Below are 25,286 nucleotides of genomic sequence, written 5' to 3'. Positions count from 1 at the left end.
AGGCTTGAGGGCAGAAAACTCCATGGCAACCAACCCGACGGATCAGAATGGCGCTTCGCGCCACGGCGACGGCACCGCGCCCACCCGGCGCGCGGAGAGCGGCACGGCAAAGCGCCGGATCCGCAAGGTGTTCGGCAACATCCACGAAGTCGTGCAGATGCCGAACCTGATCGAGGTTCAGCGCGAATCCTACGAACAGTTCCTCCGCTCCGATCCGTCGATCGGCTATGTCTCGGGTCTCGAGAAGACGCTGCGCAGCGTTTTCCCGATCCGCGATTTCGCCGGCACCGCCGAACTCGACTTCGTCAATTACGAGCTCGAGCCCCCCAAGTTCGACACCGACGAGTGCCGTCAGCGCGGCATCACCTATGCCGCGCCGATGCGCGTCACGCTGCGCCTGATCGTGTTCGAGGTCGATGCCGATACCGATTCGCGCTCGGTCCTCGATATCAAGGAGCAGGACGTCTACATGGGCGACATGCCCCTGATGACGGGCAACGGCACCTTCATCATCAACGGCACCGAGCGTGTCATCGTCTCGCAGATGCACCGGTCGCCGGGCGTGCTGTTCGACCATGACCGCGGCAAGACGCACGCCTCGGGCAAGTATCTCTTCGCCGCGCGCGTGATCCCGTATCGCGGTTCGTGGCTCGATTTCGAGTTCGACGCCAAGGACATCGTCAACGTCCGCATCGATCGCAAACGCAAGCTGCCGGTGACGGCGCTCCTGTACGCGCTCGGCATGACCGGCGAGGAAATCCTCAACCACTTCTACAACCGCGTGACCTTCGTCCGCGGCCAGGGTGGCTGGATCATCCCGTTCCAGGCCGAGAACTGGCGTGGCCAGAAGCCGATGTACGACATCATCGACGCCAAGACCGGCGAAGTGGTGTTCCCCAACGGCCAGAAGATTTCGCCGCGTGCTGCCAACAAGTCGGCCAAGGACGGTCTCACCGACCTGCTGATCCCGACGGAAGAAATCTTCGGCCGCTACAGCGCCTATGATCTCATCAACGAGACCACCGGCCAGATCTACATCGAAGCCGGCGATGAAGTCTCGGCCGAGAATCTCGAACTGCTCGACCAGGCCGGGATCGACCGGATCGAACTGCTCGACATCGATCACATCGCGACCGGCGCCTGGATCCGCAACACGCTCAAGGTCGACAAGGCCGAAGAGCGCGAGCAGGCTTTGTCCGACATCTACCGCGTGATGCGCCCCGGCGAGCCGCCGACGCTCGAGACCGCAGAGTCGTTGTTCAGCGGCCTGTTCTTCGATCCCGACCGCTACGACCTCTCGGCCGTTGGCCGTGTGAAGTTGAACATGCGCCTCGACCTCGACGCCGAGGACACGGTCACCACGCTGCGGACCGAGGACATTCTCGCCGTCATCAAGACGCTGGTCGACCTCAAGGACGGCAAGGGCGACATCGACGATATCGACAACCTCGGTAACCGTCGTGTCCGTTCGGTCGGCGAGCTGCTCGAGAACCAGTATCGCGTCGGCCTGCTCCGCATGGAGCGCGCCGTGAAGGAGCGTATGTCGTCGGTCGACGTGTCGACGGTGATGCCGAACGACCTGATCAACGCCAAGCCCGCGGTTGCCGCGGTCCGCGAATTCTTCGGCTCGTCGCAGCTGTCGCAGTTCATGGATCAGACCAACCCGCTGTCGGAAGTTACCCACAAGCGTCGCGTGTCGGCGCTCGGACCGGGTGGTCTGACGCGTGAGCGCGCCGGCTTCGAAGTCCGCGACGTTCACCCGACGCACTATGGCCGCATCTGCCCGATCGAGACGCCGGAAGGCCCGAACATCGGTCTGATCAACTCGCTCGCGTCGTTCAGCCGCGTCAACAAGTACGGCTTCATCGAAACGCCGTATCGGAAAGTCGTCGACCACAAGGTCACCGACGACGTCGTCTATCTGTCGGCGATGGAAGAGGCCAAGCACACGATCGCGCAGGCCAACGCCGAGCTCGATTCGTCGAACGGCTTCGTCGAGGAACTGGTCTCGTCGCGTCAGGCGGGCGAATTCCTGATGGCGATCCCGAACAACATCACGTTGATGGACGTCAGCCCCAAGCAGCTCGTCTCGGTCGCCGCATCGCTCATTCCGTTCTTGGAAAACGATGACGCCAACCGCGCGCTGATGGGCTCGAACATGCAGCGTCAGGCCGTGCCGCTCGTCCAGGCCGAGGCGCCGTTCGTCGGCACGGGCATGGAAGAGACCGTCGCGCGTGACTCGGGTGCTGCCATCTCCGCACGGCGTGCGGGGGTGGTCGACCAGGTCGACGCGGCGCGTATCGTCATCCGCGCAACCGGCGAGATCGATGCCGGCCAGTCGGGCGTCGACATCTACACGCTGATGAAGTTCCAGCGCTCGAACCAGAACACCTGCATCAACCAGCGTCCGCTGGTGAAGGTGGGCGACGTGGTGACGGCCGGCGACGTGCTCGCCGACGGTCCCTCGACCGAGTTCGGTGAGCTCGCGCTCGGCCGCAACGCGCTCGTCGCGTTCATGCCGTGGAACGGCTACAACTATGAGGATTCGATCCTCATCTCCGAGCGTATCGTGAAGGACGACGTGTTCACGTCGATCCATATCGAAGAGTTCGAAGTGATGGCGCGCGACACCAAGCTCGGGCCGGAAGACATCACGCGCGACATCCCCAACGTCGGCGAGGAAGCGCTTCGCAACCTCGACGAAGCGGGCATCGTGTACATCGGTGCCGAGGTCGAGCCGGGCGACATTCTCGCGGGCAAGATCACGCCGAAGGGCGAAAGCCCGATGACGCCGGAGGAAAAGCTCCTCCGCGCCATCTTCGGTGAAAAGGCGTCGGACGTGCGCGATACCTCGCTCCGCCTGCCGCCGGGCGTTGCCGGCACCGTCGTCGAGGTCCGGGTGTTCAACCGCCACGGCATCGACAAGGACGAGCGCGCGATGGCGATCGAGCGCGAGGAGATCGAGCGCCTGAAGAAGGACTCGGACGACGAGCGCACGATCCTGAACCGCGCGACCTGGTCGCGCCTCAAGGAAATGCTGCTCGGCCAGACCGCGACCGCCGTTCCCAAGAACGGCCCGAAGAAGGGCGTGGTCATCGACCAGGACGTGCTCGACTCGGTCGACCGTCACGAGTGGTGGAAGTTCGCTGTCGCCGACGACAAGACCCAGAGCGATCTGGAAGCGGTCAAGGTGCAGTATGACGATGCCGTCAAGGTGATCGTGGACAAGTTCCAGGATCGTCGCGACAAGCTCGAGCGCGGTGACGAGCTGCCGCCGGGCGTGCTGAAAATGGTCAAGGTGTTCGTCGCGGTGAAGCGCAAGCTGCAGCCGGGCGACAAGATGGCCGGCCGTCACGGCAACAAGGGCGTGATCTCGCGGATCCTGCCGGCGGAGGACATGCCGTTCCTCGCCGACGGTACGCCGGTCGACATCGTGCTCAACCCGCTCGGCGTGCCGTCGCGCATGAACGTCGGTCAGATCTTCGAGACGCATCTCGGCTGGGCTGCCCGTAACTTGGGTCAGCAGATCTACACGCAGCTCGAGGAATGGCGCGAAGCCAACCCCGAACCCGCACCGGGCGACATGCCCGACGCGGTCAAGGCACGGCTGCTCGAAGTGTACGGCGATCACTACGCCGCGGACATCGAGGCGCGCGACGCGAGCCAGATCATCGAACTCGCGCAGAACCTGCGGACCGGCGTGCCGATGGGCACCCCCGTGTTCGACGGCGCGCGCGAGGCCGATGTGGCCGACATGCTCGAGCTGGCGGGTCTGCACTCGTCGGGTCAGTCGGAGCTGTTCGACGGCCGCACCGGCGACATGTTCGATCGGCGCGTGACGGTGGGCATCATCTACATGCTCAAGCTCCACCATCTGGTCGACGACAAGATCCACGCCCGGTCGATCGGGCCGTACTCGCTCGTCACGCAGCAGCCGCTGGGTGGTAAGGCGCAGTTCGGTGGTCAGCGCTTCGGCGAGATGGAGGTCTGGGCACTCCAGGCCTACGGCGCGGCGTACACCTTGCAGGAAATGCTCACGGTGAAGTCGGACGACGTGGTCGGGCGCACCAAGGTCTATGAGGCGATCGTCAAGGGTGACGACACGTTCGAGGCCGGCATTCCGGAGAGCTTCAACGTTCTCGTCAAGGAAATGCGCTCGCTGGGTCTGAACATCGAGCTCACCACCACCGAGCAGTTCGACACCGACGGCGTCGCGATCGCGGCGGAGTAAGGCCTTCTTCTCCCTCTCCCGGCGGGAGAGGGAGGGAGGCGCGGAACGCGCCGGAAGGGTGAGGACAGGTAACTGCCCTGCCCTCACCTTCCCGCTCGGCTCCGCCGAGCGGGCCCCTTCCTCTCCCGATGGGAGAGGAAAAAGAATTTCGAGGAAAGGTTCATCCCCATGAACGAACTGACCAACTTCGCGAACCCGGTCGTCAAGGCCGAGACCTTCGACCAGATCCAGATCGGCATCGCCAGCCCGGACAAGATCCGCAGCTGGTCGTTCGGCGAGATCAAGAAGCCCGAAACCATCAACTATCGCACGTTCAAGCCCGAGCGTGACGGCCTGTTCTGCGCGCGCATCTTCGGTCCGATCAAGGATTACGAGTGCCTGTGCGGCAAGTACAAGCGCATGAAGTATAAGGGCATCGTCTGCGAAAAGTGCGGCGTCGAGGTCACCGTCTCGAAGGTCCGCCGTGAGCGCATGGGCCATATCGAGCTCGCCGCCCCGGTCGCGCACATCTGGTTCCTGAAGTCGCTGCCGTCGCGCATCGGCCTGCTGCTCGACATGCAGCTCAAGCAGCTCGAGCGCGTGCTGTACTTCGAAGCGTACATCGTGATCGAGCCGGGCATCACCCCGCTCGAAAAGTATCAGCTGATGACCGAGGACGAGCTCCTCGACGCGCAGGACGAATATGGCGAAGACGCCTTCTCGGCCGGCATCGGCGCGGAAGCCGTGCGCATCATGCTGCAGGACTTGGATCTCGAGGGCGAGCGCAAGGAGCTCCTCGAGGAGCTCGCGGTCACCAAGTCCGAGCTGAAGCCCAAGAAGATCATCAAGCGTCTGAAGGTCGTCGAGAGCTTCATCGATTCGGGCAACCGCCCCGAGTGGATGATCCTCGAAGTCGTTCCGGTCATCCCGCCCGAGCTGCGTCCGCTGGTGCCGCTCGACGGTGGCCGTTTCGCGACCTCGGATCTGAACGATCTGTATCGCCGCGTGATCAACCGCAACAACCGCCTCAAGCGCCTGATGGAGCTCCGCGCGCCGGACATCATCGTCCGCAACGAGAAGCGCATGCTGCAGGAGGCCGTCGACGCATTGTTCGACAACGGTCGCCGCGGTCGCACGATCACGGGCGCCAACAAGCGTCCGCTCAAGTCGCTGTCCGACATGCTCAAGGGCAAGCAGGGCCGCTTCCGTCAGAACCTGCTCGGCAAGCGCGTCGACTATTCGGGTCGTTCGGTCATCGTGACCGGTCCGGAACTCAAGCTGCACCAGTGCGGCCTGCCGAAGAAGATGGCGCTCGAGCTGTTCAAGCCGTTCATCTACGCACGCCTCGACGCCAAGGGTCTCTCGATGACCCTGAAGCAGGCGAAGAAGTGGGTCGAGAAGGAGCGCAAGGAAGTCTGGGACATCCTCGACGAGGTGATCCGCGAGCATCCGGTCATGCTCAACCGTGCGCCGACGCTGCACCGTCTCGGCATCCAGGCGTTCGAGCCCGTGCTGATCGAGGGCAAGGCGATCCAGCTGCACCCGCTGGTCTGCTCGGCCTTCAACGCCGATTTCGACGGCGATCAGATGGCGGTCCACGTGCCGCTGTCGCTGGAAGCACAGCTCGAAGCCCGCGTGCTGATGATGTCGACCAACAACATCCTCTCGCCCGCCAACGGCAAGCCGATCATCGTGCCGTCGCAGGACATGGTGCTGGGTCTGTATTACCTCTCGATGCTCAAGGAGAATGAGCCGGGCCAGGGCATGATGATTTCCGACATGTCGGAAGTCCATCAGGCGCTCGAAGCCGGTGCTGTGACCTTGCACACCAAGATCATCAGCCGCGTTCCGCAGACCGATGAGAAGGGCAACCAGTACCTCAAGCGCTATGAGACCACCCCTGGTCGCATGCTGCTCGGCGAGTGCCTGCCGCAGTCGTCGAAGGTGCCGTTCGATACCGTCAACCGCCTCCTCACCAAGAAGGACGTCGGCGACGTGATCGACGAGGTCTATCGTCACACCGGCCAGAAGGACACGGTGCTGTTCGCCGACGCGATCATGAGCCTCGGCTTCAAGCACGCGTTCAAGGCCGGCATCTCGTTCGGCATGGACGACATGATCATTCCGGACGCCAAGATCGCATTGGTCGACGAGACCAAGGGTCTGGTGAAGGACTTCGAGCAGCAATATCAGGACGGCCTGATCACGCAGCAGGAGAAGTACAACAAGGTGATCGACGCGTGGAGCCGTTGCGGCGACCAGGTGGCGAACGCCATGATGGACGAGATCAAGGCGGTTAAGCATTACGAGGACGGCCCCAACAAGGGCCGCGAGAAGCCGATCAACTCGATCTACATGATGGCCCACTCGGGTGCGCGTGGTTCGCAGGCGCAGATCAAGCAGCTTGCCGGCATGCGCGGCCTGATGGCCAAGCCGTCGGGCGAGATCATCGAGACGCCGATCATCTCGAACTTCAAGGAAGGTCTGACCGTCCTCGAATACTTCAACTCGACCCACGGCGCGCGTAAGGGCCTCGCGGATACGGCGTTGAAGACGGCGAACTCGGGCTACCTCACGCGTCGTCTGGTCGACGTGTCGCAGGACTGCGTGATCATGGAGCTCGACTGCGGCACGACCCGCGCGCTGGAAATGCGCGCGATCGTCCAGGGCGGCTCGACGATCGCGTCGCTCGGCGAGCGTATCCTCGGTCGTACGACCGCGGAGGACATCGTCGACAGCAAGACCGGCGAGGTCGTCATCCCCTCGGGCACGCTGCTCGACGAGCCGATGATCCTGCAGATCGAGGCGATCGGCACGCAGTCGTGCAAGATCCGCTCGCCGCTCGTCTGCGAGACCAAGATCGGCGTGTGCGGCAAGTGCTATGGGCGCGATCTCGCCCGCGGTACCCCGGTCAACATCGGTGAAGCGGTCGGCGTCATCGCCGCCCAGTCGATCGGTGAGCCGGGCACGCAGCTGACGATGCGTACCTTCCACATCGGCGGTGCGGCGCAGCTCAACGAGCAGTCGAACCTCGAGGCGCTCTCGGACGGCACGATGGAATATCGCGACCTGCGCACCATCACCGACCAGCGCGGCCGTCGCGTCGTGCTGTCGCGGTCGGGCGAAGTCGCGATCATGGACATCGACGGCCGCGAGCGCGCGGTGCACCGTCTCCCCTACGGCGCCTATGTGCTGTTCGACGACGGTCACATCGTGTCGAAGGGCGATCGTCTGGCCGAGTGGGACCCGTTCACCATGCCGGTGATCACCGAGAATGGCGGCATCGTGAAATATGTCGATCTGATCGAGGGCAAAACGCTCACCGAGCAGGCCGACGAAGCGACCGGCATCTCGCAGCGGGTCGTCACCGAAAACCGCGGCATCGCGTCGAAGAAGGAGGATCTGCGTCCGCGCCTGACCCTGCTCGACGACGCATCGGGTGAAACCGGCCGCTACATGCTGGTTCCGGGCGCGACGCTTTCGGTCGAGGACGGTGCGACGGTCCAGGGCGGCGACGTTCTCGCCCGTGTCAGCCGCGAGAGCGCCAAGACGCGCGACATCACCGGCGGTCTGCCGCGTGTTGCCGAGCTGTTCGAAGCGCGGAAACCGAAGGAAAATGCGATCATCGCCAAGGTCTCGGGCCGTGTCGTGTTCGGCAAGGACTATAAGGCCAAGCGCAAGATCGGCATTCAGCCCGAGGACGGCAGCGAGGTCGTCGAGTATCTGGTGCCCAAGTCGAAGGTCATCGACGTGCAGGAAGGCGATTACGTCAAGCGCGGCGACAACCTCATCGGCGGCTCGCCCGATCCGCACGACATTCTCGAAGTGCTCGGCATCGAGCCCTTGGCCGAATATCTCGTGTCGGAAATCCAGGAGGTCTATCGTCTCCAGGGCGTGAAGATCAACGACAAGCACATCGAGACGATCGTTCGCCAGATGCTGCAGAAGGTTGAGATCACCGACGGCGGCGACACCACGCTGCTCGCCGGCGAGCAGGTCGATCGCGACGAGATGGACGAGATGAACGCCAAGATCGGCAAGAAGGAGCGTCCGGCACAGGGCAAGCCGGTCCTGCTCGGCATCACCAAGGCGTCGCTGCAGACCCGCAGCTTCATCTCGGCGGCATCGTTCCAGGAAACGACGCGCGTGCTCACCGAAGCTTCGGTGCAGGGCAAGAAGGACACGCTCACCGGTCTCAAGGAGAACGTGATCGTGGGTCGTCTGATCCCGGCCGGCACCGGTGCGGGCATGGGTCGCCTGCGCGTCACCGCCTCGTCGCGCGATGCGGCGATGCGCGTCTCGCAGCGTCGCATGGCCGAAGTCTCGATCGTCGCGCCCGCCTCGGCGAAGGAAGAGCATGACGCCGAGCTTGCCCGCTCGACGCGCGATGCCGGCGGTACCGGCGACGACGCGCTCGGCGCGGTCGTGACGAGCGGCACCGGCACCGATGCCGACGCCGGCGAGTATCTGAACAAGGAGTAATCCTCCGCGTTCGGGTTCACGCCTGACAAGAAGAGAGCCGCCGCCCGGGGAAACCCGGGCGGCGGTTTTCTTTTGGGGGTCGGGAGAGAGTGGGCCGGTGCGCGTTGGATAGTAATGGTCAGGTGCTGTCGGTTATAACCGTCGCCCCGGCGAAGGCCGGGGCCTCCGCCTGACGTCGCGCCGCCCGCCAAGCCATCCAGAGGCCCCGGCTTCCGCCAGGGCGACGGCCGAGGCTATGTCCGAGTTTGGTAATTAGGCGACGGTCCGCTTTAGGTCCCAAACAACCGGTTCCAGACATTCCGAATTTATGCCAACGGGCTACGATAGCACCAAGAGAGCCTATCCGCGCTCGGTCGGGAAAGCCTTCAATAAATTCAGTGGTTCGAGCTGAAGGTTAACAGGATGAGGATTACCGTACGGTCCGATGAACACCCGCCACAGGGCGTTGTGCTCAGTCGTGCCGCGCTTGGGCTGGCGCTGATCGCCTTTGCATACGGTCTGGTGCGGCTGGCGGCGCATGTGCGCCTCGCCGTGTCGTTTCCCTATGCGTTCGATTATGGCGAGGGTGTCGTGTGGCAGCAGATGCGCGACATGGTGGCGGGGCAGGCCTATGCACCTATCGGTACCTATCCCGCCATCGCCTACGAATATCCGCCGATCTTCCATCTCTGCACGGCCGCAGTCGCGGCGATCGCCGGGCTCGACCCGCTCTATGCCGGTCGGCTGCTCTCACTCGCCTGCGCGGCGGTCTGCGCGATCCTGATCGGCCAGCTGACGTATCGCGCGGTCGTAGGCGAGACGCGGGTCACGACATGGGGCGCTGCGCTCGTCGCGGCGCTGGTTTTTGCGACCCTGCCGGTCGTGGGGGTCTGGGCGCTGCTAATGCGGGTCGACCTGCTCGCTTGCGCGTTCACGCTCGCCGGCATGCTGCTGGCGAGCCGCGCCCCACTGTCGCTGGGGGCTACCGTCGCGGCAGGGCTAATGTTCACGCTGGCGCTCTACACCCGCCAGACCTGCCTGCCGGCACCGGCCGCGGCTTTCCTCGTGCTGCTCGTCGTTCATCCCGGTCGCGCCTGGGTGATGGCAAGTGTGGCGATGGCGAGCGGGCTGGCGGCATTGGCGGCAGTCGAGATCGCGACCGGTGGTGGGTTCCTCCTCAACATTGTGTCCTACAACGTTAACCGGATCATCTGGGAGCATGCGCACGCTTTGGCGATGGTACTGCTCGCCAACATCGTGGTGATCGCCATCGCCGCGATCGGCGCGGCGGCGGCCGTCCGGGCACCGGGCATGCGCCGGTGGAGCGACGTCCGGTTGCGGCTATTCGGCGATCCCCGCCGGACCGCTCCCCATCGCGTCGTCCTCGCTATCGTCCTGCTGACGCTCGCACTGAAGACGGCAACGTTGCCCGCGATCCTAAAATCCGGCGCGAGCGACAATTACCTCATCGACTGGTTTTCCGAACTAGCCATCCTAGTGGGCATCGCTGTAGTGCCGATGTGGCGCGCGGCCCGGCGCCTGCCCGCCCGGCCGACGGTGCTCCTGTCCGCGCTGGTCGGCATCGGGCTGCCTTTGCAGGTCATCGGAGGGGCTACATTCCCCGACCTTGCAGCAGCGGAGGCGGAGACCCGCGCCCTCGACTCCATCGTCGCACATATCCGGCGCAGCCCTCGACCCGTGATCTCCGATGATGCAACGCTGTTGCTACGCGCGGGGCAACCGATGCGCTGGGAGCCGGCGATCGTCGCTGAGCTGGGCAGTGCCGGTCGCTATGACGAGGCGCGGTTCGTGGGCATGATCCGCGACCATCGGTTCGGCTTCTTTGTGACCGATGGCGATCGTGGCGACCTGCTGTTCGACCAGCGGTTCAATCCGTCCGTAGCGGCGGAAATGCATCGTTCGTACCCACGGCTTTTGCATATCACGGGGCGTACGTTGCACTTGCCGAGGGTGGATGCGCCGGATTGAACGGCCAAGCACGCATTGGCGATTGAGGAGCAATCGGCACGCCGACGCGGGCCGCGGCTGACACTAGCGAGGGGTGGCTATGCGCCCGTCTGATGCGTTGCGACCACCCGTTGAACCCACCGGCGATTTGGGCCGGTCAGCTTTTCCGCCCGATCGCTGCCCGACAACTTTCGCCGGTATGCGCGCTCGATCGAAAGGGGGGAAACGGCGCAAGATCGTGGGGCATTACACTCTCCCGAAACCGTCGCCCCGGCGGAGGCCGGGGCCTTCGCGCAACCGTCCGGCCGCCCGCCAAGCCGTTCGGCGGCCCCGGCCTCCGCCGGGGCGACGGCCGAGGGATGCGCGCTCCTGCTCGATTTTCGAAAGGCAGTTTGCTCTTTGGGTGGTGTCGAAGGCTTTCGATACCCCAGCGCTCCGTGGGGCGCACGAAGGAGAAAGGTGGAGAAAGCGCACCCCATCCGCGGCACGCCTAGGACCATGCATCGGAGAAAGCCGATACGTTTTGACCATCGCTCTCACATCGGCTAAACCCGATGAATGCAAACCGAATCCGCCCTCGCCGCGCTAGCAGCGCTCGCGCATCCCACCCGGCTCGCGGCGTTCCGCTTGCTCGTCGAGCACGAACCCGCCGGCCTCCCGACCGGCGCGCTCGTCGCAGCGAGCGGGGTCACCCAGAGCACCTTCTCCACGCATCTGGCGGTGCTCGCCAAGGCCGGCCTGGTGACCGCCGAGAAGCGCGGGCGCCAGCAGGTGCAGCGCGCGAGCCTCGACACGCTGCGCGCGCTGATGACCTTTCTCGCCAAGGATTGCTGCGGCGGACGCGCCGAATTGTGCGCGCCGCTGCTCGCCGACCTGATTTGCTGCTGAAGGACCACCGCATGACCGAGATCATCGTCTATCATAACCCCGCCTGCGGCACGTCGCGCAACGTGCTCGCGCTGATCCGCAATGCGGGCGTCGAGCCGCACGTCATCGAATATCTCAAGACGCCGCCCGCGCGTGCGCTGCTCGCCGCGCTGATCGCGCGCGCCGGGATGACGCCGCGCGCGCTGCTGCGCGAGAAGGGCACGCCTTATCACGAGCTCGGCCTCGCCGACGCGAGTCTCGACGACGACGCGCTGCTCGACGCGATGATGGCGCATCCGATCCTGATCAACCGCCCGCTGGTGGTGAGCCCGCTCGGCGTCAAGCTCTGCCGTCCGTCCGAAGCCGTGCTCGACCTCCTGCCCGAGCCGCAGCAGGGCGCCTTCGCCAAGGAGGATGGCGAGCGTGTGATCGACGAACACGGCCAGCGCGTCGGCGCGCCGTGATCCGCCGCGCTTTGCTCGCGGAAGCGCTCGGCAGCCTGATCCTCTTCGCCACGGTGGTCGGCTCGGGCATCATGGCCGAGCGGCTGGCGGGCGGGAACCTCGCGATCGCCTTGCTCGGCAATACGCTCGCGACGGGGGCGATGCTGTTCGTGCTGATCACCATGCTCGGCCCGGTGTCGGGCGCGCACCTCAACCCCGCCGTCACGCTGGTGATGCGGCTGCGCGGGCATGTCAGCACCAAGGTCGCGTTCGGATATGGCGCGGCGCAGATCGTCGGCGGGATCATCGGGGTCTGGCTCGCGCACGTCATGTTCGACCTGTCGGTGCTCCAGCTCTCGCACAAAGTACGGGCAGGTCCCAGCCAATGGACCGCCGAGGCGGTCGCCACCTGCGGGCTGATCCTGACGATCCTCGGGACGGCGCGGATGCGGCCCGCGCAGCTGCCCGCGAGCGTCGCGCTCTACATCACCGCCGCCTATTGGTTCACCGCATCGACCAGTTTCGCCAACCCCGCGATCACCGTCGCGCGGTCGCTCAGCGACAGCTTCGCGGGCATCGCGCCGTCGAGCGTACCGGGCTTCATCCTGGCGCAGCTCGCCGGCGCCTTGGTCGCGTACCTCTTCGCCGACCGGCTCTTTCCCGACACAAACGAGGAACCCGCATGACGCGAGTCCGCCCCCTGCCCGATCCCGATCACCTCCCCGCGCTCGATCGCCGCTTCCTGATCGACCGCCCCGCGCTCGGGCTCGGCGACGACCAGCCACCCGTCCGCATCCTCTTGCTCTACGGCTCGCTGCGCGCGCGATCCTTCTCGCGCCTCTGTGTCGAGGAGTCCGCGCGCCTGCTCCGCCTGTTCGGCGCCGAGACGCGCATCTTCGATCCGTCCGACCTGCCGCTGCCCGACCAGGTCGGCGGCGACGATCACCCCGCGGTCCACGAGCTGCGCGCGCTGTCCTTATGGTCCGAAGGCCAGGTCTGGTGCAGCCCCGAGCGGCACGGCCAGATCACCGGGGTGATGAAGACGCAGATCGATCATCTGCCGCTTCAGATGGGCGGGATGCGGCCCACCCAGGGGCGCACGCTCGCGGTGATGCAGGTCTCGGCCGGATCGCAATCGTTCAACAGCGTCAACACGCTGCGCCTGCTCGGCCGCTGGATGCGGATGGTCACGATCCCCAACCAGTCCTCGGTCGCAATGGCGTACAAGGAGTTCGGCGACGACGACCGGATGCGGCCGTCGAGCTATTACGATCGCATCGTCGACGTGATGGAGGAATTGGTGCGCATGACGGTGCTGCTGCGGCCGCATGCCGACCAGCTCGTCGATCGCTATTCGGAGCGCAAGGCGGCCGGTCTGCCGGCTTTGGGGGAAGATCCCACCGCGTCGCGTTAGGCGCTCCCGTCCGCCGGCGGCGGGCTTGTCCCCCGCCCCCAATCTGTGCTGACTAGCCCCGCCCCTGCGCGAAAGGTCGCCGATGGATTTCATGAAATGGCTCAATTCGCTGGGCGATCTGCTCTACGAAGTGATGAGCTGGCTGATCTTCTACCCGATCACGCTGTGGCGCACGCTCACCAATCCGCTCGCGATGATGCGCTATTCGGAGACCGAACTGGGTGACCTCGAAGAGGACCAGTTCGACGATACGCTCAACCCGCCGCTGTTCCTCGTCCTGTCGCTGCTGCTGACGCAGGCGATCGACGTGGCGCTCGGCGGCGGGACCAATCCGATCATCGCGCAGAAGGCGGGGCTCGCCGGGTACATCACCGACAGCACGACGCTGCTCGCGCTGCGCCTGATCCGGTTCTCGCTGTTCCCGCTGATCTTCGCGGCGCGGCTGCTGCGCGCCAAACGCGTCAAGATCACGCGCCAGCGGCTCAAATCGCCCTTCTACGCGCAATGCTATGCCTGCGCGCCGTTCGCGCTGTTTCTCGGCGCGGCGCTGTCGCTGGGGCATGCCGCGATCCCCGAGGCGCGTCTCGCCGGGGGAATCCTCGCGAGCGCCGCGCTGCTCGCCTATCTCTTCGCGCAGACCTTGTGGTTCGCGCGCAATCTCGCGCAATCCGTCTTGCGCGCGATCGGCAATACGCTGCGAGCCTTCTTCGAGGCGTGTGGCGCGTTTCTCTTCCTCGCGATCCTTTTCGTGGCGCATTGAAACCGCGCGGAAGTGCATTCGTTCTAGCAGTTCCAGTCTCGTAGGTCGTCAGCACCATCGTTCAACTGTGGAGCAAGCTTAGCGTCAGGGAGAAACGTCATGCATTCCACTCGCATCCCCCTCGTGCCTCTTGCGATTCTCGGCAGCCTGCTCGCCGTCCCCGCGCTCGCCCAATCGACCGGCCTCGAGGACATGGTCGGTGCGCGCGCCGGCCAGGCCGAGAACGGCGTTCGCGCGCGCGGCTACGAGTTCATCCGCGCCGACCGCGGCGACGACCGCAGCTACACTTATTGGTGGAGCGCCTCGCGCCGCCAGTGCGTGACGATTGCGACGATGGACGGCCGCTACGCCTCGGTCACTCCGACGCTGCCGCCCGATTGCGGCAAGACCGCAACGTCCGATCGCGGGCGGCCCGACAATGCCTATCCGGCACGCCCCGCCTATCCGCCGCCCTACCGCCCCAGCGACGACCGGCGGGGCGATGGCTATGGCGGAGCGCCGTCGATCAGCGGGCGGCAGGTGACGCTCGGGCTCGTCTGCTTCGGCGACGGCAGCCGCGACGGCCTGGCGACGGGTACGCAGTGGCAGTGGAATTCGCAACGCGACCGCTACGAATACGGCAGCTACACCGAATCGCGCCGCGAGATGTTCGACGCCTCGCTGATGATCCAGCTGTGGGACGGCGGCGGACGCATTCGCTTGCCCAAGTCGCTGATCCCGCCAATCAACTCGCGCGGCGACAGTGGCTGGTGGGACCTGTACGACGTTCAGCCCGGCCGCGACACGATCACCGCGACCTACCGCCTCAATGGCCTCAACAAGCCGCGCGTCACGATCGATCGCCGCGCCGGGCGCATCAACGTCCAGGGTTTCTCGAGCTACGGCTTTCGCGGCACGTGCGACCAAATGGGCGGCCCGAACCGCTTCTAGCGCTCACAGCGTGATCGCGCCCTTCAACCCCAGCACCACCACCTCGTCGGCGCTGCGCACGCCGCCGGGGTGGTGAATCCACTGCACGTTGGGCTGCAGCTCGAGCCAGGGCAGCGGCGTCACGCTGTAATAGACCTCCGCGGCATATTCGGCATCGCGCAACGGCGTGTTCGGGAGCAGCCGGTCGGCATCCGCCGCACGCCCGTTGACGTTGGTCCGCCCGAACGCGACGCCGAGCACGTCGCCCGGCAGCCAGGTCGCCAGCCCCTTGTAGAAGACGCCGACCACCGCCTGATTGTCGGTCACTGCGGTCGCGCGGTCGGTCTGGGTGAAGTTCGCGAACACGCCGAGCCCGTCGAGCGACTTGCCGTCCTTCGACTTGCCGGTGATCTGCTGCTGGATGCTGACATAGCCGCCATAGCGCCCCGAATGCTCGAGCGGGGCGAGCCCGGTAACGACGATCGGGCGGCGGTTGATGTCGAGATAGACGTCGTTGCCATTGCTGGTCGTGTACCAGCCGCCGACCTTGTACGACCCGACATGGCCGCCGTCGCCGCCATGCGTCCAGCCCGCCTCGAACGGGATCAGCGCGCCCGTCGCGCCATGAAAGCGGGCGACGAAGAAGTTGTTCTTGAGGTTGAGCGGATTGACCTCATAGGCGCCGAGCTGGAGATACACGCCGGGGCGCACATCGACATGCAGCCGTCCGCCCCACTGCCCGACGGGCCAGTTCTGCCAGTAATCGCCGACGAGATTGCCCGGCTGCGCGCCGCAGAAGGTCAGATTCTCGAAATGGCAGGAGAAGACCGCGAAGTCCGATCCGGGATTGGTGCGGCCGAGCTTCAATTCGACCGAATCGCCGATCTTCTGCTCGTACCACAATTCGGTGACGCGCACGGTCTGGCCGCGGCCATAGACCTCCTGCACCTGTTGCAGCGTGTTGAGCCCGGCGACGTCGGAGAGATTGTCGCCGCGCCGCCAGGTCAGCGTCGCCTGCAGCGTACCGCCTTCGAGACCGATGAGCTTGCCCGTGTCGATCTTGGCGCCCACGTCGAACTGGCCGGTCTCGGTGATCGCCTGGTGGCGCCCGCCGGTCGGGTTGTACGCGGTCTCGGACGCATAGCGCGCCGAGACGTCGACGCCGCGCGCGCCGAGCCAGGTCCGGCTGTTGCGCCAGTCGCCGAACAGGCCGGGCGGCGCCGCGCTCTGCGTATCGCTGATCTGCGAGTCGGGCGAGGTATCGCGCGGGTGCAGCGCGTGGCTCGGCACGTGACGCTTGGACGCAATCGGGCTTGCCGCGGCCGTACTGGTCGGAGCCTCGGGGCCGGCGGCGGGCTTGGTCGCGGGCTTCTTGGTGTCGTTCGCGGTCGGGGTCGCTGGAGCAGTGGGGGGCGGCGCGGGCGCACCGATATCGACCTGCTGGTCCTGCGCCGACGCATCGGTCGGCGCCAGCAGCGCGGCGAGCACACCCGCCGCGGCGGTCGCATAGAGTGTCCGAACCATCATCGCTTTGCCTTACCCGGAACCCGTCCCTGCGGCGTGCGATGGACCCGGCGGCGGCCGAGGCATAGGATTCATCGCGAAAAACGATACCAAGGCGTTGATTTCGATCATGATGTCGCGCTTTTACCACAGGCCCGGGCGCCGTTCGGCGGCGCCCGGAACACGATGGCAGGCCTTAGCGCGCCTGGACCCGACCGGTCCTGACCAGCTTGCCCCACCCCACGCTGCGCCCACGCAGCGCCTGGGTGATCGCCTTGAGCACGACGTAGTACATGATCTGGCGATAGCCGATCCGCTGCGGGATCAGCAGCCAGAGCAGCCGCCACTGCTCGCGCCGCTCGAGCGCGAAGGCCACCGTCGCCGCGAGCAGGTCGATCGCAGTGAACACCAGCCAGTAGAGCAGCATCTTCTCGACATCGTGCTGCGTCTGCGCCCAGCCATGCGCCTGCACTGCGATATAGGTCATCACGAAGCTGACGATCAGCGCGAGGTCGATGATCGGCGAGATCGCCGCGAAGACGATCTGGAACAGGATCGCCTGCGGCAGCCCGACGCGCGCCAGACCCGCCGGGCGCCCAGTCCCCATGATGCGACCGTGCTTCCACAGGCATTGCAGCGTGCCGAACGCCCAGCGGAAGCGCTGCTTGGCGAGGCCCTTGATGCTCTCGGGCGATTCGGTCCAGGCGACGGCGTATTGGTCGTACGTCACCGCCCAGCCTGCACGCTGGATCGCGATGGTGAGATCCTGGTCCTCGGCGAGCGTATCGTCGGGATAGCCGCCGACCTGCTGGATCGCCGCCAGCCGCCACGCGCCGACCGCGCCCGGCACCACCGTCATCGCGTTCATCCGCGCGAGCGCGCGCCGCTCGAGATTCTGCGCGGTGATATATTCGACCGCCTGGAACTTGGTCAGGAGGTTGACGCGATTGCCGACCTTGGCGTTGCCCGCGACCGCGCCGATCCTGGGATCGGCGAACCAGCGCGCCAGCCGCGCGATCGTCGCCGGCTCGAATTGCGTATCGGCGTCGAGCGCGATCACGATCTCGCCCGTCGCCAGCGCGAGCGCATGGTTGAGCGCGCGCGCCTTGCCGCCATTCTCGAGCGTCAGCAGCCGCACGCGCGGATCACCCGCGAACGCCGAGGTGACGACCTCGCTGGTATCGTCGCTCGACCCGTCGTCGATCACGATCACCTCGATCCGCACGTCGGTCGAGGCGAGCACGCCGCGCACCGCGCGTTCGATGACGAGTTCCTCGTTGAACGCCGGGATCATCACCGTCACGAAGCGCTCGGGGTCGATCGGCGGGAACACCGTCTGGCTCTCGCGCCGCGCCTGGATCAGCGCGAGCAGCGACAGGATCAGCGCGCGCGCGATGCCGATGCTGATCGCGAAGAAGAAGATCCAGCCGAGTGCGATCACCCCGCCGCCGAGCAGCGAGAAGATGAACAAATCGGTCTCCGCCGCTGCGCGATCGGCGGGCGACAGCGTCGGCATCGCGACGTCCTTGGGGATCCCGGCGAGCGTCGACACCGGGACGAAGGTATAGCCCTTGGCGCGCAGCTGATCGATGATCTGCGGCAGCGCCGCGACCGTCTCCGAACGATCGCCACCGGCATCGTGGAGCAGCACGATGTTGCGGCTGCACTGCGGATCGGGGTTCGACGTGTCGCACTTGCCCTTGGCGTCGGTGACCTCGTCGATCGTCCCGTCGATGATGTTCTGCACCCCCGGCCGTTTCCAGTCGCCCGGATCGACGTGCAGGCCGACCGAAATATAGCCGCGGTCCTGCGCCATCAGCGCCGGGTCGATTTCGTCGGCGGTGCTCGGCTCGGCATCGCCGAAATAGGGCGCGCGGAACAGCCGGAGCGTGTGGCCGGTAAACGCCTGGAACAGCCGCTGCGTGGTGTTGAGCTGGAAGGTCGTCTCGGATTGCGAGGCACCCGCCAGATTGGGATGCGTATAGGTGTGGCTGCCGATCTCATGCCCCTCGGCGACCATCCGGTTGATCAGGCTGCGCTGCGTCAGCACGTTCTCGCCGATGACGAAGAAGGTGCCGGGCACCTTCTTCTCCTTGAGGATGTCGAGAATCTTGGGCGTCCAATTGGGATCGGGGCCATCGTCGAAGGTCAAGGCGACGAGCCCCGGCTTGTAGCCGGTGCGCGCGACGACATAGGGCGAGGGCATCGTCTCGAACGCGACATTGCCGATCGCGCCGCTTTTGGTCACCTGCACGCGGCGCACGCCCTTCACCGGCGTGCCGGCGATCTTGAGGATCTCGCCGCTGCCGTCGATATCGACATCGGTGCCGGCGGGGATGTTCTCGATCGTCGCGGCGGCGGGCAAGGTCCGGTGGTTGCGGCCGAAGATCGACCATAGGCTGGGATCCTCCGACCCAAGGCGCCACAGCCCGATCCCGGTGAGCCCGACCTTCTGGAGCCAGCGCATCTGGTTATAGGCCGAGGCCGCGTCGAGCATCCAAACGACGTGGCGGCTGCCCGATTCCTGATAGGCGAAGCCGCTATTGCCGCTCTGCCGATCGAAGGTCGGCATCGCGCTCGATTCGCGCGCGGCTTCCCACGCTTCGTCGATCGCGAGCGGCTCGCCGGTGCCGTCGTGCCAATTGTAGGCGTAATTGCCGATCGCGACGACGATCTTGTCGCGCGGCACGTTGCGCACCGCGCGCGAGACCGATTGCTCGAACCAGCTTTGCGAGGCGATCGGGCCGGCCTCGCCGCTGATCTCATGCTCGTCATACGCCATCAGCACGACGCGATCGACGATCTTGGCGAAGGCACCGATGTTCCAGCCGCCCGCTTCCTCGTCGTCCGCCGCGCCGACCGGCACCGCGATCCCGATCACCCAATTGCGCTTGGCGAAGCGCGCGCGCGTCTCGCGCAGGAACGCCTGATAATCGAGCTGCCCCTTGGGCGAGAGCTCCTCGAAATCGAAGAACGCGCCCCCTGCCCCGTTCGCCGCGAGCCACGGCTCGAGCGTGTCGAGGAATTTCTTGCGCAGCTTGGGGTCGCGCAGCAGCGCTTCCATCCCCGCCGCATCCCATTTGCCGCCGATCGCATTCTGGATCATCGGCAGGATCAGCGGGCGCGGGCTGGCGCGGTTGATGATCTCGCGCCCCGCGGTGTCGCGGAACACGGTGATGTGATGGTTCATCCCCGAGACCGAGACCCAGCCCGGCACCAGCCAGTCGAGCTCGCTGATATTACGGCGGAGCGACGCGGTCGAGCTTTCGTCCCACGGCACGTGGAAGGCGATCGCGAGCGGCTGGTCGACACCGACGCCGCGCGCGGGCGCGCCGAGCAGGCGGGCGTAGCTGCTCAGGCGATGCCGCGCGCGGCGCAGCAGCGGCTCGTGCGGCGGCGGCAATTTGGTGTAAGCGGCGTGCTCGGCCTCGACCGGCAGCAGGGGGGCGCGCGGCACCGCGCCGATCGAGATCGCGAGCGCGGCCACCGCCATCACCACGAGCAGGACAAACGCCGCGACCGCCATCGCGAACCGCCGGCGCCGGCGTCCCGAAGCATCGTAGAAAACGGGCGCGCGGCTCATGCGGTCGGTGTCCTCGGGTAAAACAGATTAGGCTCGCATCGGTGCTTTGGCATGGCGTAATCGCGACGCCAAGGTGACAATCGCTTCATCTGAGGACGATACGCTGCGGCTGATCGCAATCCGGGGTGCCGATTTCCCGAGCGAGGATCGGCTGGCGCGCGGCTCACGCCGATATTCGGGGAAATGCTGCAATGGTCGGGGCGATAGGATTCGAACCTACGACCCCTGGACCCCGAGACCAGTGCGCTACCAGACTGCGCCACGCCCCGACACATTGCAGGGCGCAGCGCGTAGACCGCCGCCCCCCGACTATCAAGCGGAAAATCGCGAGGGCGTGTGCCAGCGCGGCTCGACGCCCGCGCGATCGCGCTGCTACGCCGCCTCGCATGACCGCGCTCGAGATCATCGCCTTCGGGCTCGGCATCGCCAATGTCACGCTCGTCGTGCTGCGCAGCATCTGGAACTACGTCTTCGGGCTGGCGATGGTCGCGCTGTATGCGGTGATCTTCGTCGACGCGAAGCTGTACAGCGATGCGCTGCTGCAGGTCTTCTTCTTCGTCGTGCAGCTGTACGGCTGGTGGAACTGGGCGCGCGTCCGCGCCGAAACGGGCGAGATCGCGGTCGGCGTGCTGACGACGCGCGAGCGGGCGCTGTGGGCGCTTGGCTGCGCGATCGGGGCGCTCGCATGGGGCTATGGCATGGACCGCTTCACCGATGCCGCCTTCCCGTGGTTCGATGCTGCGCTCGCGATCGTCAGCGTCGTCGCGCAGACCCTGCAGTCGCGCCGCAAGCTCGAGAGCTGGTGGCTGTGGATCGCGGTCGATATCGGCTCGGTCGCCTTGTACGCCGCCAAAGGATTGCGACTGACGATGCTGCTCTACACGATCTTCCTCGCGCTCGCGATCTGGGGGCTGATCGACTGGCGCCGCGTCGAGCGGCGGAGGGTCGGCGCCGCATGAGCACGATCTGCCTGCACGGCCCCGAGAGCACGGGCAAATCGACGCTGATCCCGCAACTCGCGGCGCATTTCGACACGATTTTCGTGCGCGAATATGGCCGCACCTTCGCCGAGACGCACGGGACCGATTTCAGCATGGCCGACCTGGTCGAGATCGCGCGGACGCACGACGCACGGACGCGCGCGGCGCTGGCGACGGGCGCCGATCCGCTGCTGCTCGATACCGATCCGTTGATGACCGCGGTGTGGGCCGACATGCTGTTCGGCGCGCGCGATCCGTGGTTCGACGCGTGGCACGCCACCGCCGATTTGTATCTGCTGCTCGATATCGATCTGCCTTGGGTCGACGACGGCACGCGCCTGTTCGGCAGCTTGGCCGAACGCCAGCGCTTCTTCGACCTGTCGCGCGCCGAGCTCGATCGGCGCGGCCTGCGCTATGCGATCGTCGGCGGCGAAGGCCCCGCGCGCCTCGCCGCCGCGCTCGCGGCGATCGAGGCGGCGGGACTGGGGTAGATCAGCCCTTCGCCTTGAGCGCCTTCACCGCGGCGAGCGTGCCGGTGATGTGCCCGGCGGGCTGCATCTCGGACAGGACATAGGCGATCTTGCCGTTCTTGCCGATCACGTACGACGTGCGGTTGGTCCAGCCCGCCTTCTGCGGCAGCGCGACGTCATAGCCCGAGATCGTCGCCGGGGTGGCGAGACCGACCGGGAATTTGTCGCGGCATTCGACCGAGGAGAATTCCTTGATCCGCTCGGCATTGCCCGCGGTCAGGCCGATCAGCGTCGCGCCCTGCTTGGTGAAATCGTCGGCGGCCTCGGCAAAGGCATGCGCCTCGGCGGTGCAGCCCGAGGTGAAGGCGGCGGGGAAGAAGTAGAGCACGACCGGCCCCTTCTTGAGCGCGGCGGTGAGCGAGAAGGGATAGGCCTTGCCGCCGAGTGCTGCCTCGGTCGAGAAGTTCGGCGCGGTGTCGCCGACCTTCAGTGCGGCATTGGCGGGCGCAGCGGCGAGGAGCGCGGCGGCGGCGGTGGCGATCAGCGGAACTGCGAACTTCATGGCATCGTCTCCTGGGATAGTGCCACACCCTATCCCGCCGCCGGGCGCTCCGCCAGCACGATCACCACACTGCCGTCACCCCGGCCTTGTGCCGGGGCCCACCGTGCCGCGTAAACCGCACTGGCAGGACGTGCATCCCGGTGGACCCCGGGACAAGCCCGGGGTGACGACGAAGGAAGTATCGCGCCGAAATGCCCCCTAGCGCGACGGCGCGAGCTTCGAGTTGAGCACCCACCCGACATTGTCATTCTCGTCGGCGACCTCCCACCACATCCCGTCCTTCTTGCCGGTGGGATAGACGATCGCGCCGGGCGGCAGCGCGCGCACCACCTTGCCCGTCGCGCTCGGCAGGCTGCGCATCGCCACCGGGCCTTGCGTCGTGAAGGTCTTGGCGGGCGCAGCTTCCGCAGTCCCGGTGTCGCCGGGGTTGGTGTAGCCGAGATCATTCACGAGCTTGGCATAGGCCTGGATGAAGGCGAGCGTCACGATCCGCCCGATATCGGTATTGTCATAGCCGCCGCCGATCACCCCGCCGCCCGCGACGCCACTGAACACCCCGCCCCCACCGCCGAAGCTCAGGCTGTTCTTGGCGGCATAGCCGTCCTCGGTCGCGAGCGTTTCGGTCGTGCGGACGTTGGTGATCGAAAGCACGACATTGGCTTCCATCTTCTTGCTGCGCACGCCGCCGACGATTCCGCCGAACGGCCCGCCGATCAGCCCGCCAATGCCCGCCGCGACGCCGCTGCCGCTGGCATTGCTGTTGGCGCCCTGCACCTCGGCCTGAAGCACGTAATCCGCCGCCTTGATCTGCCCCTGCCCGACATTGGCGCCGCGCTGCAGCCCGAGATCGCCGCCGATGTCACGCTCGCGCTGCGCCGCCTGCAGCCCACTCCCGCGATCGACCAAATTGAAGCAGCCCGAGCGCGCGACGAGCACCTTGAGCAATTTCTGTGGCGGCGCGAGGCTGTACTGCGTCCAGCCGCGCGGATCGTCGCCGTCGACGATCGAAATCGTGCCGTGCTTGCGCGCGCAGCGCGGCACGTCGTTCATCGTCGCTTCCTGGAGTTTCTGCGTGCCAGACGGTTTTGCGAGACGCTGGGCTTGCGCCTGCATCGGCACGCTCGACACTAACACTACGATCGCCAATCCGGCCGAGAATTTCGCCATGCAGCCCCCGCTGAGAGTCGTTACGGCTGCAATACCCAATTTTGCTCGGGTGGCATAGGCAGATTGCGCCGCCGCGCGACGGGCTTTGTGCCGCGCCGCGCACGATGCTATGGGCCGCCTTTCCCTTTCCGCAGCACTCATCCGGGCGAATTCGTGACCCCTCTCCAGACCATCCGCAATTTCTCGATCATCGCGCATATCGATCATGGCAAGTCGACGCTCGCCGACCGCCTGATCCAGGCGACCGGCGGCCTGACCGACCGCGAAATGTCCGAGCAAGTCCTCGACAACATGGACATCGAGAAAGAGCGCGGGATCACCATCAAGGCGCAGACGGTGCGCCTGCGCTACACCGCCAAGGACGGCGTCGACTATACGCTCAATTTGATGGACACGCCGGGCCATGTCGACTTCGCCTACGAAGTCAGCCGCTCGCTCGCCGCATGCGAGGGCGCGCTGCTCGTCGTCGATGCCGCGCAGGGCGTGGAAGCGCAGACGCTCGCCAACGTCTATCAGTCGATCGAGCATGATCACGAGATCATTCCGGTCATCAACAAGATCGATCTCCCCGCCGCCGACGTCGACAAGGTCAAGGCCGAGATCGAAGAAGTGATCGGCCTCGACGCGAGCCAGGCGGTGCTCACCAGCGCCAAGGCCGGGATCGGCATCGCCGAAGTGCTCGAGGCGATCGTCACGCGCATCCCGCCGCCCAAGGGCGATGCCGATGCGCCGTTGAAGGCAATGCTCGTCGACAGCTGGTACGACCCGTATCTCGGCGTCGTCATCCTGGTGCGCGTCGTCGCGGGCGTCCTGAAGAAGGGCCAGCAGATCAAGTTCATGCAGGCGGGCACGCTCCATCTGGTCGACCGCGTCGGCTGCTTCCGCCCCAAGATCGAACAGCTGACCGATCTCGGCCCGGGCGAAATCGGCTTCATTACAGCCCAGATCAAGGAAGTCGCGCAGACCCGCGTCGGCGACACGATCACCGACGCCAAGCGCCCTGCCCTGGAGGCGCTGCCGGGCTTCAAGGAAGTACAGCCAGTGGTGTTCTGCGGCCTCTTCCCGGTCGACGCCGCCGATTTCGAGAAGCTGCGCGAGAGCATCTCCAAGCTGCGCCTCAACGACGCGAGCTTCTCGTTCGAGATGGAAACCAGCGCCGCACTCGGCTTCGGCTTCCGCTGCGGCTTCCTCGGCCTGCTCCACCTCGAAATCATCCAGGAGCGCCTGACGCGCGAATACGATCTCGACCTCATCACCACCGCGCCGTCGGTGGTCTATGACATCGAACTGACGCACGGCGGCGGGACGATCGAGCTGCACAACCCCGCCGACATGCCCGATCCCAACAAGATCCTGAGCATCTCCGAGCCGTGGATCCAGGCGGTGATCTATGTCCCCGACGAATATCTCGGCAGCGTGTTGAAGCTCTGCCAGGACCGCCGCGGGATCCAGAAGGACCTGACCTATGTCGGCGGGCGCGCGCAGGCGACCTACGAGCTGCCGCTCAACGAAGTGGTGTTCGACTTCTACGACCGGCTGAAGTCGCTGTCGAAGGGCTATGCCAGCTTCGACTATACGCAGATCGGCAAGCGCGAGGGCGACCTCGTCAAGATGAGCATCCTCGTCAACGAGGAGCCGGTCGACGCGCTGTCGATGATCGTCCACCGCGGCACCGCCGAGGTGCGCGGGCGCGGCATGGTCGAGCGGTTGAAGGACCTCATCCCGCGGCATCTGTTCAAGATCCCGATCCAGGCGGCGATCGGCGGCAAGGTGATCGCGCGCGAGACGATCAGCGCGATGCGCAAGGACGTCACCGCGAAATGCTATGGCGGCGATGCTTCGCGGAAACGCAAGCTGCTCGACAAGCAGAAGAAGGGCAAGTTGAAGATGCGCGAGTACGGGAGCGTGAGCATCCCGCAGGAGGCGTTCATTGCGGCGTTGAGGATGGGGGAAGAGTGAGGCCCGAGCCTAACGAACCGATTGCGCAGC

At 65.9% G+C, this 25,286-nt stretch carries 16 protein-coding genes and 1 tRNA gene; 12 read left to right on the top strand and 5 right to left on the bottom strand.

What is annotated here, in order from left to right; genetic code table 11:
* The first annotated feature begins 22 nt into the window (after window positions 1-22).
* From rpoB to RH90_RS02865, 9 genes are all read left to right on the top strand, one after another.
* On the top strand, window positions 23-4,231 hold the full coding sequence (gene rpoB / locus RH90_RS02905; protein ID WP_010183772.1) for a DNA-directed RNA polymerase subunit beta: 4,209 nt from the start codon (window positions 23-25) through the stop codon (window positions 4,229-4,231).
* Between the two features lie 168 nt (window positions 4,232-4,399).
* Complete coding sequence (rpoC, locus tag RH90_RS02900; protein WP_010183770.1) at window positions 4,400-8,692, top strand: DNA-directed RNA polymerase subunit beta'; 4,293 nt, start codon at window positions 4,400-4,402, stop codon at window positions 8,690-8,692.
* A gap of 501 nt (window positions 8,693-9,193) precedes the next feature.
* A complete protein-coding gene (locus RH90_RS02895; RefSeq protein ID WP_157134505.1) occupies window positions 9,194-10,660 on the top strand; it encodes a glycosyltransferase family 39 protein in 1,467 nt (488 codons plus the stop codon).
* 537 nt (window positions 10,661-11,197) lie between these two features.
* Entirely contained in the window at window positions 11,198-11,527 is a 330-nt protein-coding gene (locus RH90_RS02890; protein WP_010183768.1) for an ArsR/SmtB family transcription factor, read from the top strand.
* Window positions 11,528-11,538: 11 nt separating this feature from the next.
* On the top strand, window positions 11,539-11,970 hold the full coding sequence (gene arsC, locus RH90_RS02885) for an arsenate reductase (glutaredoxin) (protein WP_010183767.1): 432 nt from the start codon (window positions 11,539-11,541) through the stop codon (window positions 11,968-11,970).
* The gene (locus RH90_RS02880) at window positions 11,967-12,635 is read left to right on the top strand and encodes an aquaporin (RefSeq protein WP_010183766.1); all 669 of its coding nucleotides are present in this window, start codon (window positions 11,967-11,969) and stop codon (window positions 12,633-12,635) included. Before arsC ends, RH90_RS02880 begins: the two co-directional genes overlap by 4 nt.
* Window positions 12,632-13,363, top strand: a complete 732-nt coding sequence (gene arsH, locus RH90_RS02875) for an arsenical resistance protein ArsH (protein ID WP_010183765.1) — start codon at window positions 12,632-12,634, stop codon at window positions 13,361-13,363. Before RH90_RS02880 ends, arsH begins: the two co-directional genes overlap by 4 nt.
* A gap of 82 nt (window positions 13,364-13,445) precedes the next feature.
* On the top strand, window positions 13,446-14,123 hold the full coding sequence (locus tag RH90_RS02870) for a hypothetical protein (protein ID WP_010183764.1): 678 nt from the start codon (window positions 13,446-13,448) through the stop codon (window positions 14,121-14,123).
* 99 nt (window positions 14,124-14,222) lie between these two features.
* Complete coding sequence (locus RH90_RS02865) at window positions 14,223-15,053, top strand: hypothetical protein (protein WP_010183763.1); 831 nt, start codon at window positions 14,223-14,225, stop codon at window positions 15,051-15,053.
* 3 nt (window positions 15,054-15,056) lie between these two features.
* On the opposite strand, the gene RH90_RS02860 is transcribed toward RH90_RS02865, so the two are convergent.
* From RH90_RS02860 to RH90_RS02850, 3 genes are all read right to left on the bottom strand, one after another.
* On the bottom strand, window positions 15,057-16,559 hold the full coding sequence (locus RH90_RS02860) for a carbohydrate porin (protein ID WP_010183761.1): 1,503 nt from the start codon (window positions 16,557-16,559) through the stop codon (window positions 15,057-15,059).
* 172 nt (window positions 16,560-16,731) lie between these two features.
* The gene (locus RH90_RS02855; RefSeq protein ID WP_010183759.1) at window positions 16,732-20,118 is read right to left on the bottom strand and encodes a polysaccharide deacetylase family protein; all 3,387 of its coding nucleotides are present in this window, start codon (window positions 20,116-20,118) and stop codon (window positions 16,732-16,734) included.
* A 192-nt stretch (window positions 20,119-20,310) separates the two neighbouring features.
* A tRNA-Pro gene (locus RH90_RS02850) sits at window positions 20,311-20,387 on the bottom strand.
* 117 nt (window positions 20,388-20,504) lie between these two features.
* Between RH90_RS02850 and pnuC the strand changes: the two genes are divergently transcribed.
* Window positions 20,505-21,077, top strand: coding sequence for a nicotinamide riboside transporter PnuC (pnuC, locus tag RH90_RS02845; protein ID WP_010183758.1), 573 nt, complete (start codon window positions 20,505-20,507; stop codon window positions 21,075-21,077).
* Window positions 21,074-21,589: an AAA family ATPase gene (locus tag RH90_RS02840; protein WP_010183756.1), complete on the top strand. Its 516-nt coding sequence runs from the start codon at window positions 21,074-21,076 to the stop codon at window positions 21,587-21,589. The genes pnuC and RH90_RS02840 overlap by 4 nt, the downstream gene beginning before the upstream one ends.
* Window position 21,590: 1 nt before the next feature.
* Here the strand turns inward: RH90_RS02840 and RH90_RS02835 are convergent, their stop codons facing one another.
* Window positions 21,591-22,130 carry a peroxiredoxin gene (locus tag RH90_RS02835; protein WP_010183755.1) on the bottom strand — a complete coding sequence of 180 codons (540 nt, stop codon included), beginning with the start codon at window positions 22,128-22,130 and terminating at the stop codon, window positions 21,591-21,593.
* Window positions 22,131-22,328: 198 nt separating this feature from the next.
* Window positions 22,329-23,243: a CsgG/HfaB family protein gene (locus tag RH90_RS02830; RefSeq protein ID WP_442852467.1), complete on the bottom strand. Its 915-nt coding sequence runs from the start codon at window positions 23,241-23,243 to the stop codon at window positions 22,329-22,331.
* Between the two features lie 207 nt (window positions 23,244-23,450).
* Here RH90_RS02830 and lepA point away from each other — a divergent pair, with 207 nt between their 5' ends.
* A complete protein-coding gene (lepA, locus tag RH90_RS02825; protein ID WP_010183752.1) occupies window positions 23,451-25,256 on the top strand; it encodes a translation elongation factor 4 in 1,806 nt (601 codons plus the stop codon).
* The last annotated feature ends 30 nt before the right edge of the window (window positions 25,257-25,286 follow it).

The sequence above is a fragment of the Sphingomonas sp. PAMC 26605 genome, assembly GCF_000241485.1.
Taxonomy (GTDB): Bacteria; Pseudomonadota; Alphaproteobacteria; order Sphingomonadales; family Sphingomonadaceae; genus Sphingomonas.
The sequence above is the reverse complement of the archived record's forward strand: the minus strand, read 5'-3'. Positions and strand labels throughout refer to the sequence as shown.

Coding starts and splice junctions, on each gene's coding strand:
- rpoB (WP_010183772.1), top strand. CDS start 23: ATGGCAACCAACCCGACGGATCAGAATGGCGCTTCGCGCCACGGCGAC.
- rpoC (WP_010183770.1), top strand. CDS start 4,400: ATGAACGAACTGACCAACTTCGCGAACCCGGTCGTCAAGGCCGAGACC.
- RH90_RS02890 (WP_010183768.1), top strand. CDS start 11,198: ATGCAAACCGAATCCGCCCTCGCCGCGCTAGCAGCGCTCGCGCATCCC.
- arsC (WP_010183767.1), top strand. CDS start 11,539: ATGACCGAGATCATCGTCTATCATAACCCCGCCTGCGGCACGTCGCGC.
- arsH (WP_010183765.1), top strand. CDS start 12,632: ATGACGCGAGTCCGCCCCCTGCCCGATCCCGATCACCTCCCCGCGCTC.
- RH90_RS02870 (WP_010183764.1), top strand. CDS start 13,446: ATGGATTTCATGAAATGGCTCAATTCGCTGGGCGATCTGCTCTACGAA.
- RH90_RS02865 (WP_010183763.1), top strand. CDS start 14,223: ATGCATTCCACTCGCATCCCCCTCGTGCCTCTTGCGATTCTCGGCAGC.
- RH90_RS02860 (WP_010183761.1), bottom strand. CDS start 16,559: ATGATGGTTCGGACACTCTATGCGACCGCCGCGGCGGGTGTGCTCGCC.
- RH90_RS02855 (WP_010183759.1), bottom strand. CDS start 20,118: ATGAGCCGCGCGCCCGTTTTCTACGATGCTTCGGGACGCCGGCGCCGG.
- pnuC (WP_010183758.1), top strand. CDS start 20,505: ATGACCGCGCTCGAGATCATCGCCTTCGGGCTCGGCATCGCCAATGTC.
- RH90_RS02840 (WP_010183756.1), top strand. CDS start 21,074: ATGAGCACGATCTGCCTGCACGGCCCCGAGAGCACGGGCAAATCGACG.
- RH90_RS02835 (WP_010183755.1), bottom strand. CDS start 22,130: ATGAAGTTCGCAGTTCCGCTGATCGCCACCGCCGCCGCCGCGCTCCTC.
- RH90_RS02830 (WP_442852467.1), bottom strand. CDS start 23,243: ATGCAGGCGCAAGCCCAGCGTCTCGCAAAACCGTCTGGCACGCAGAAA.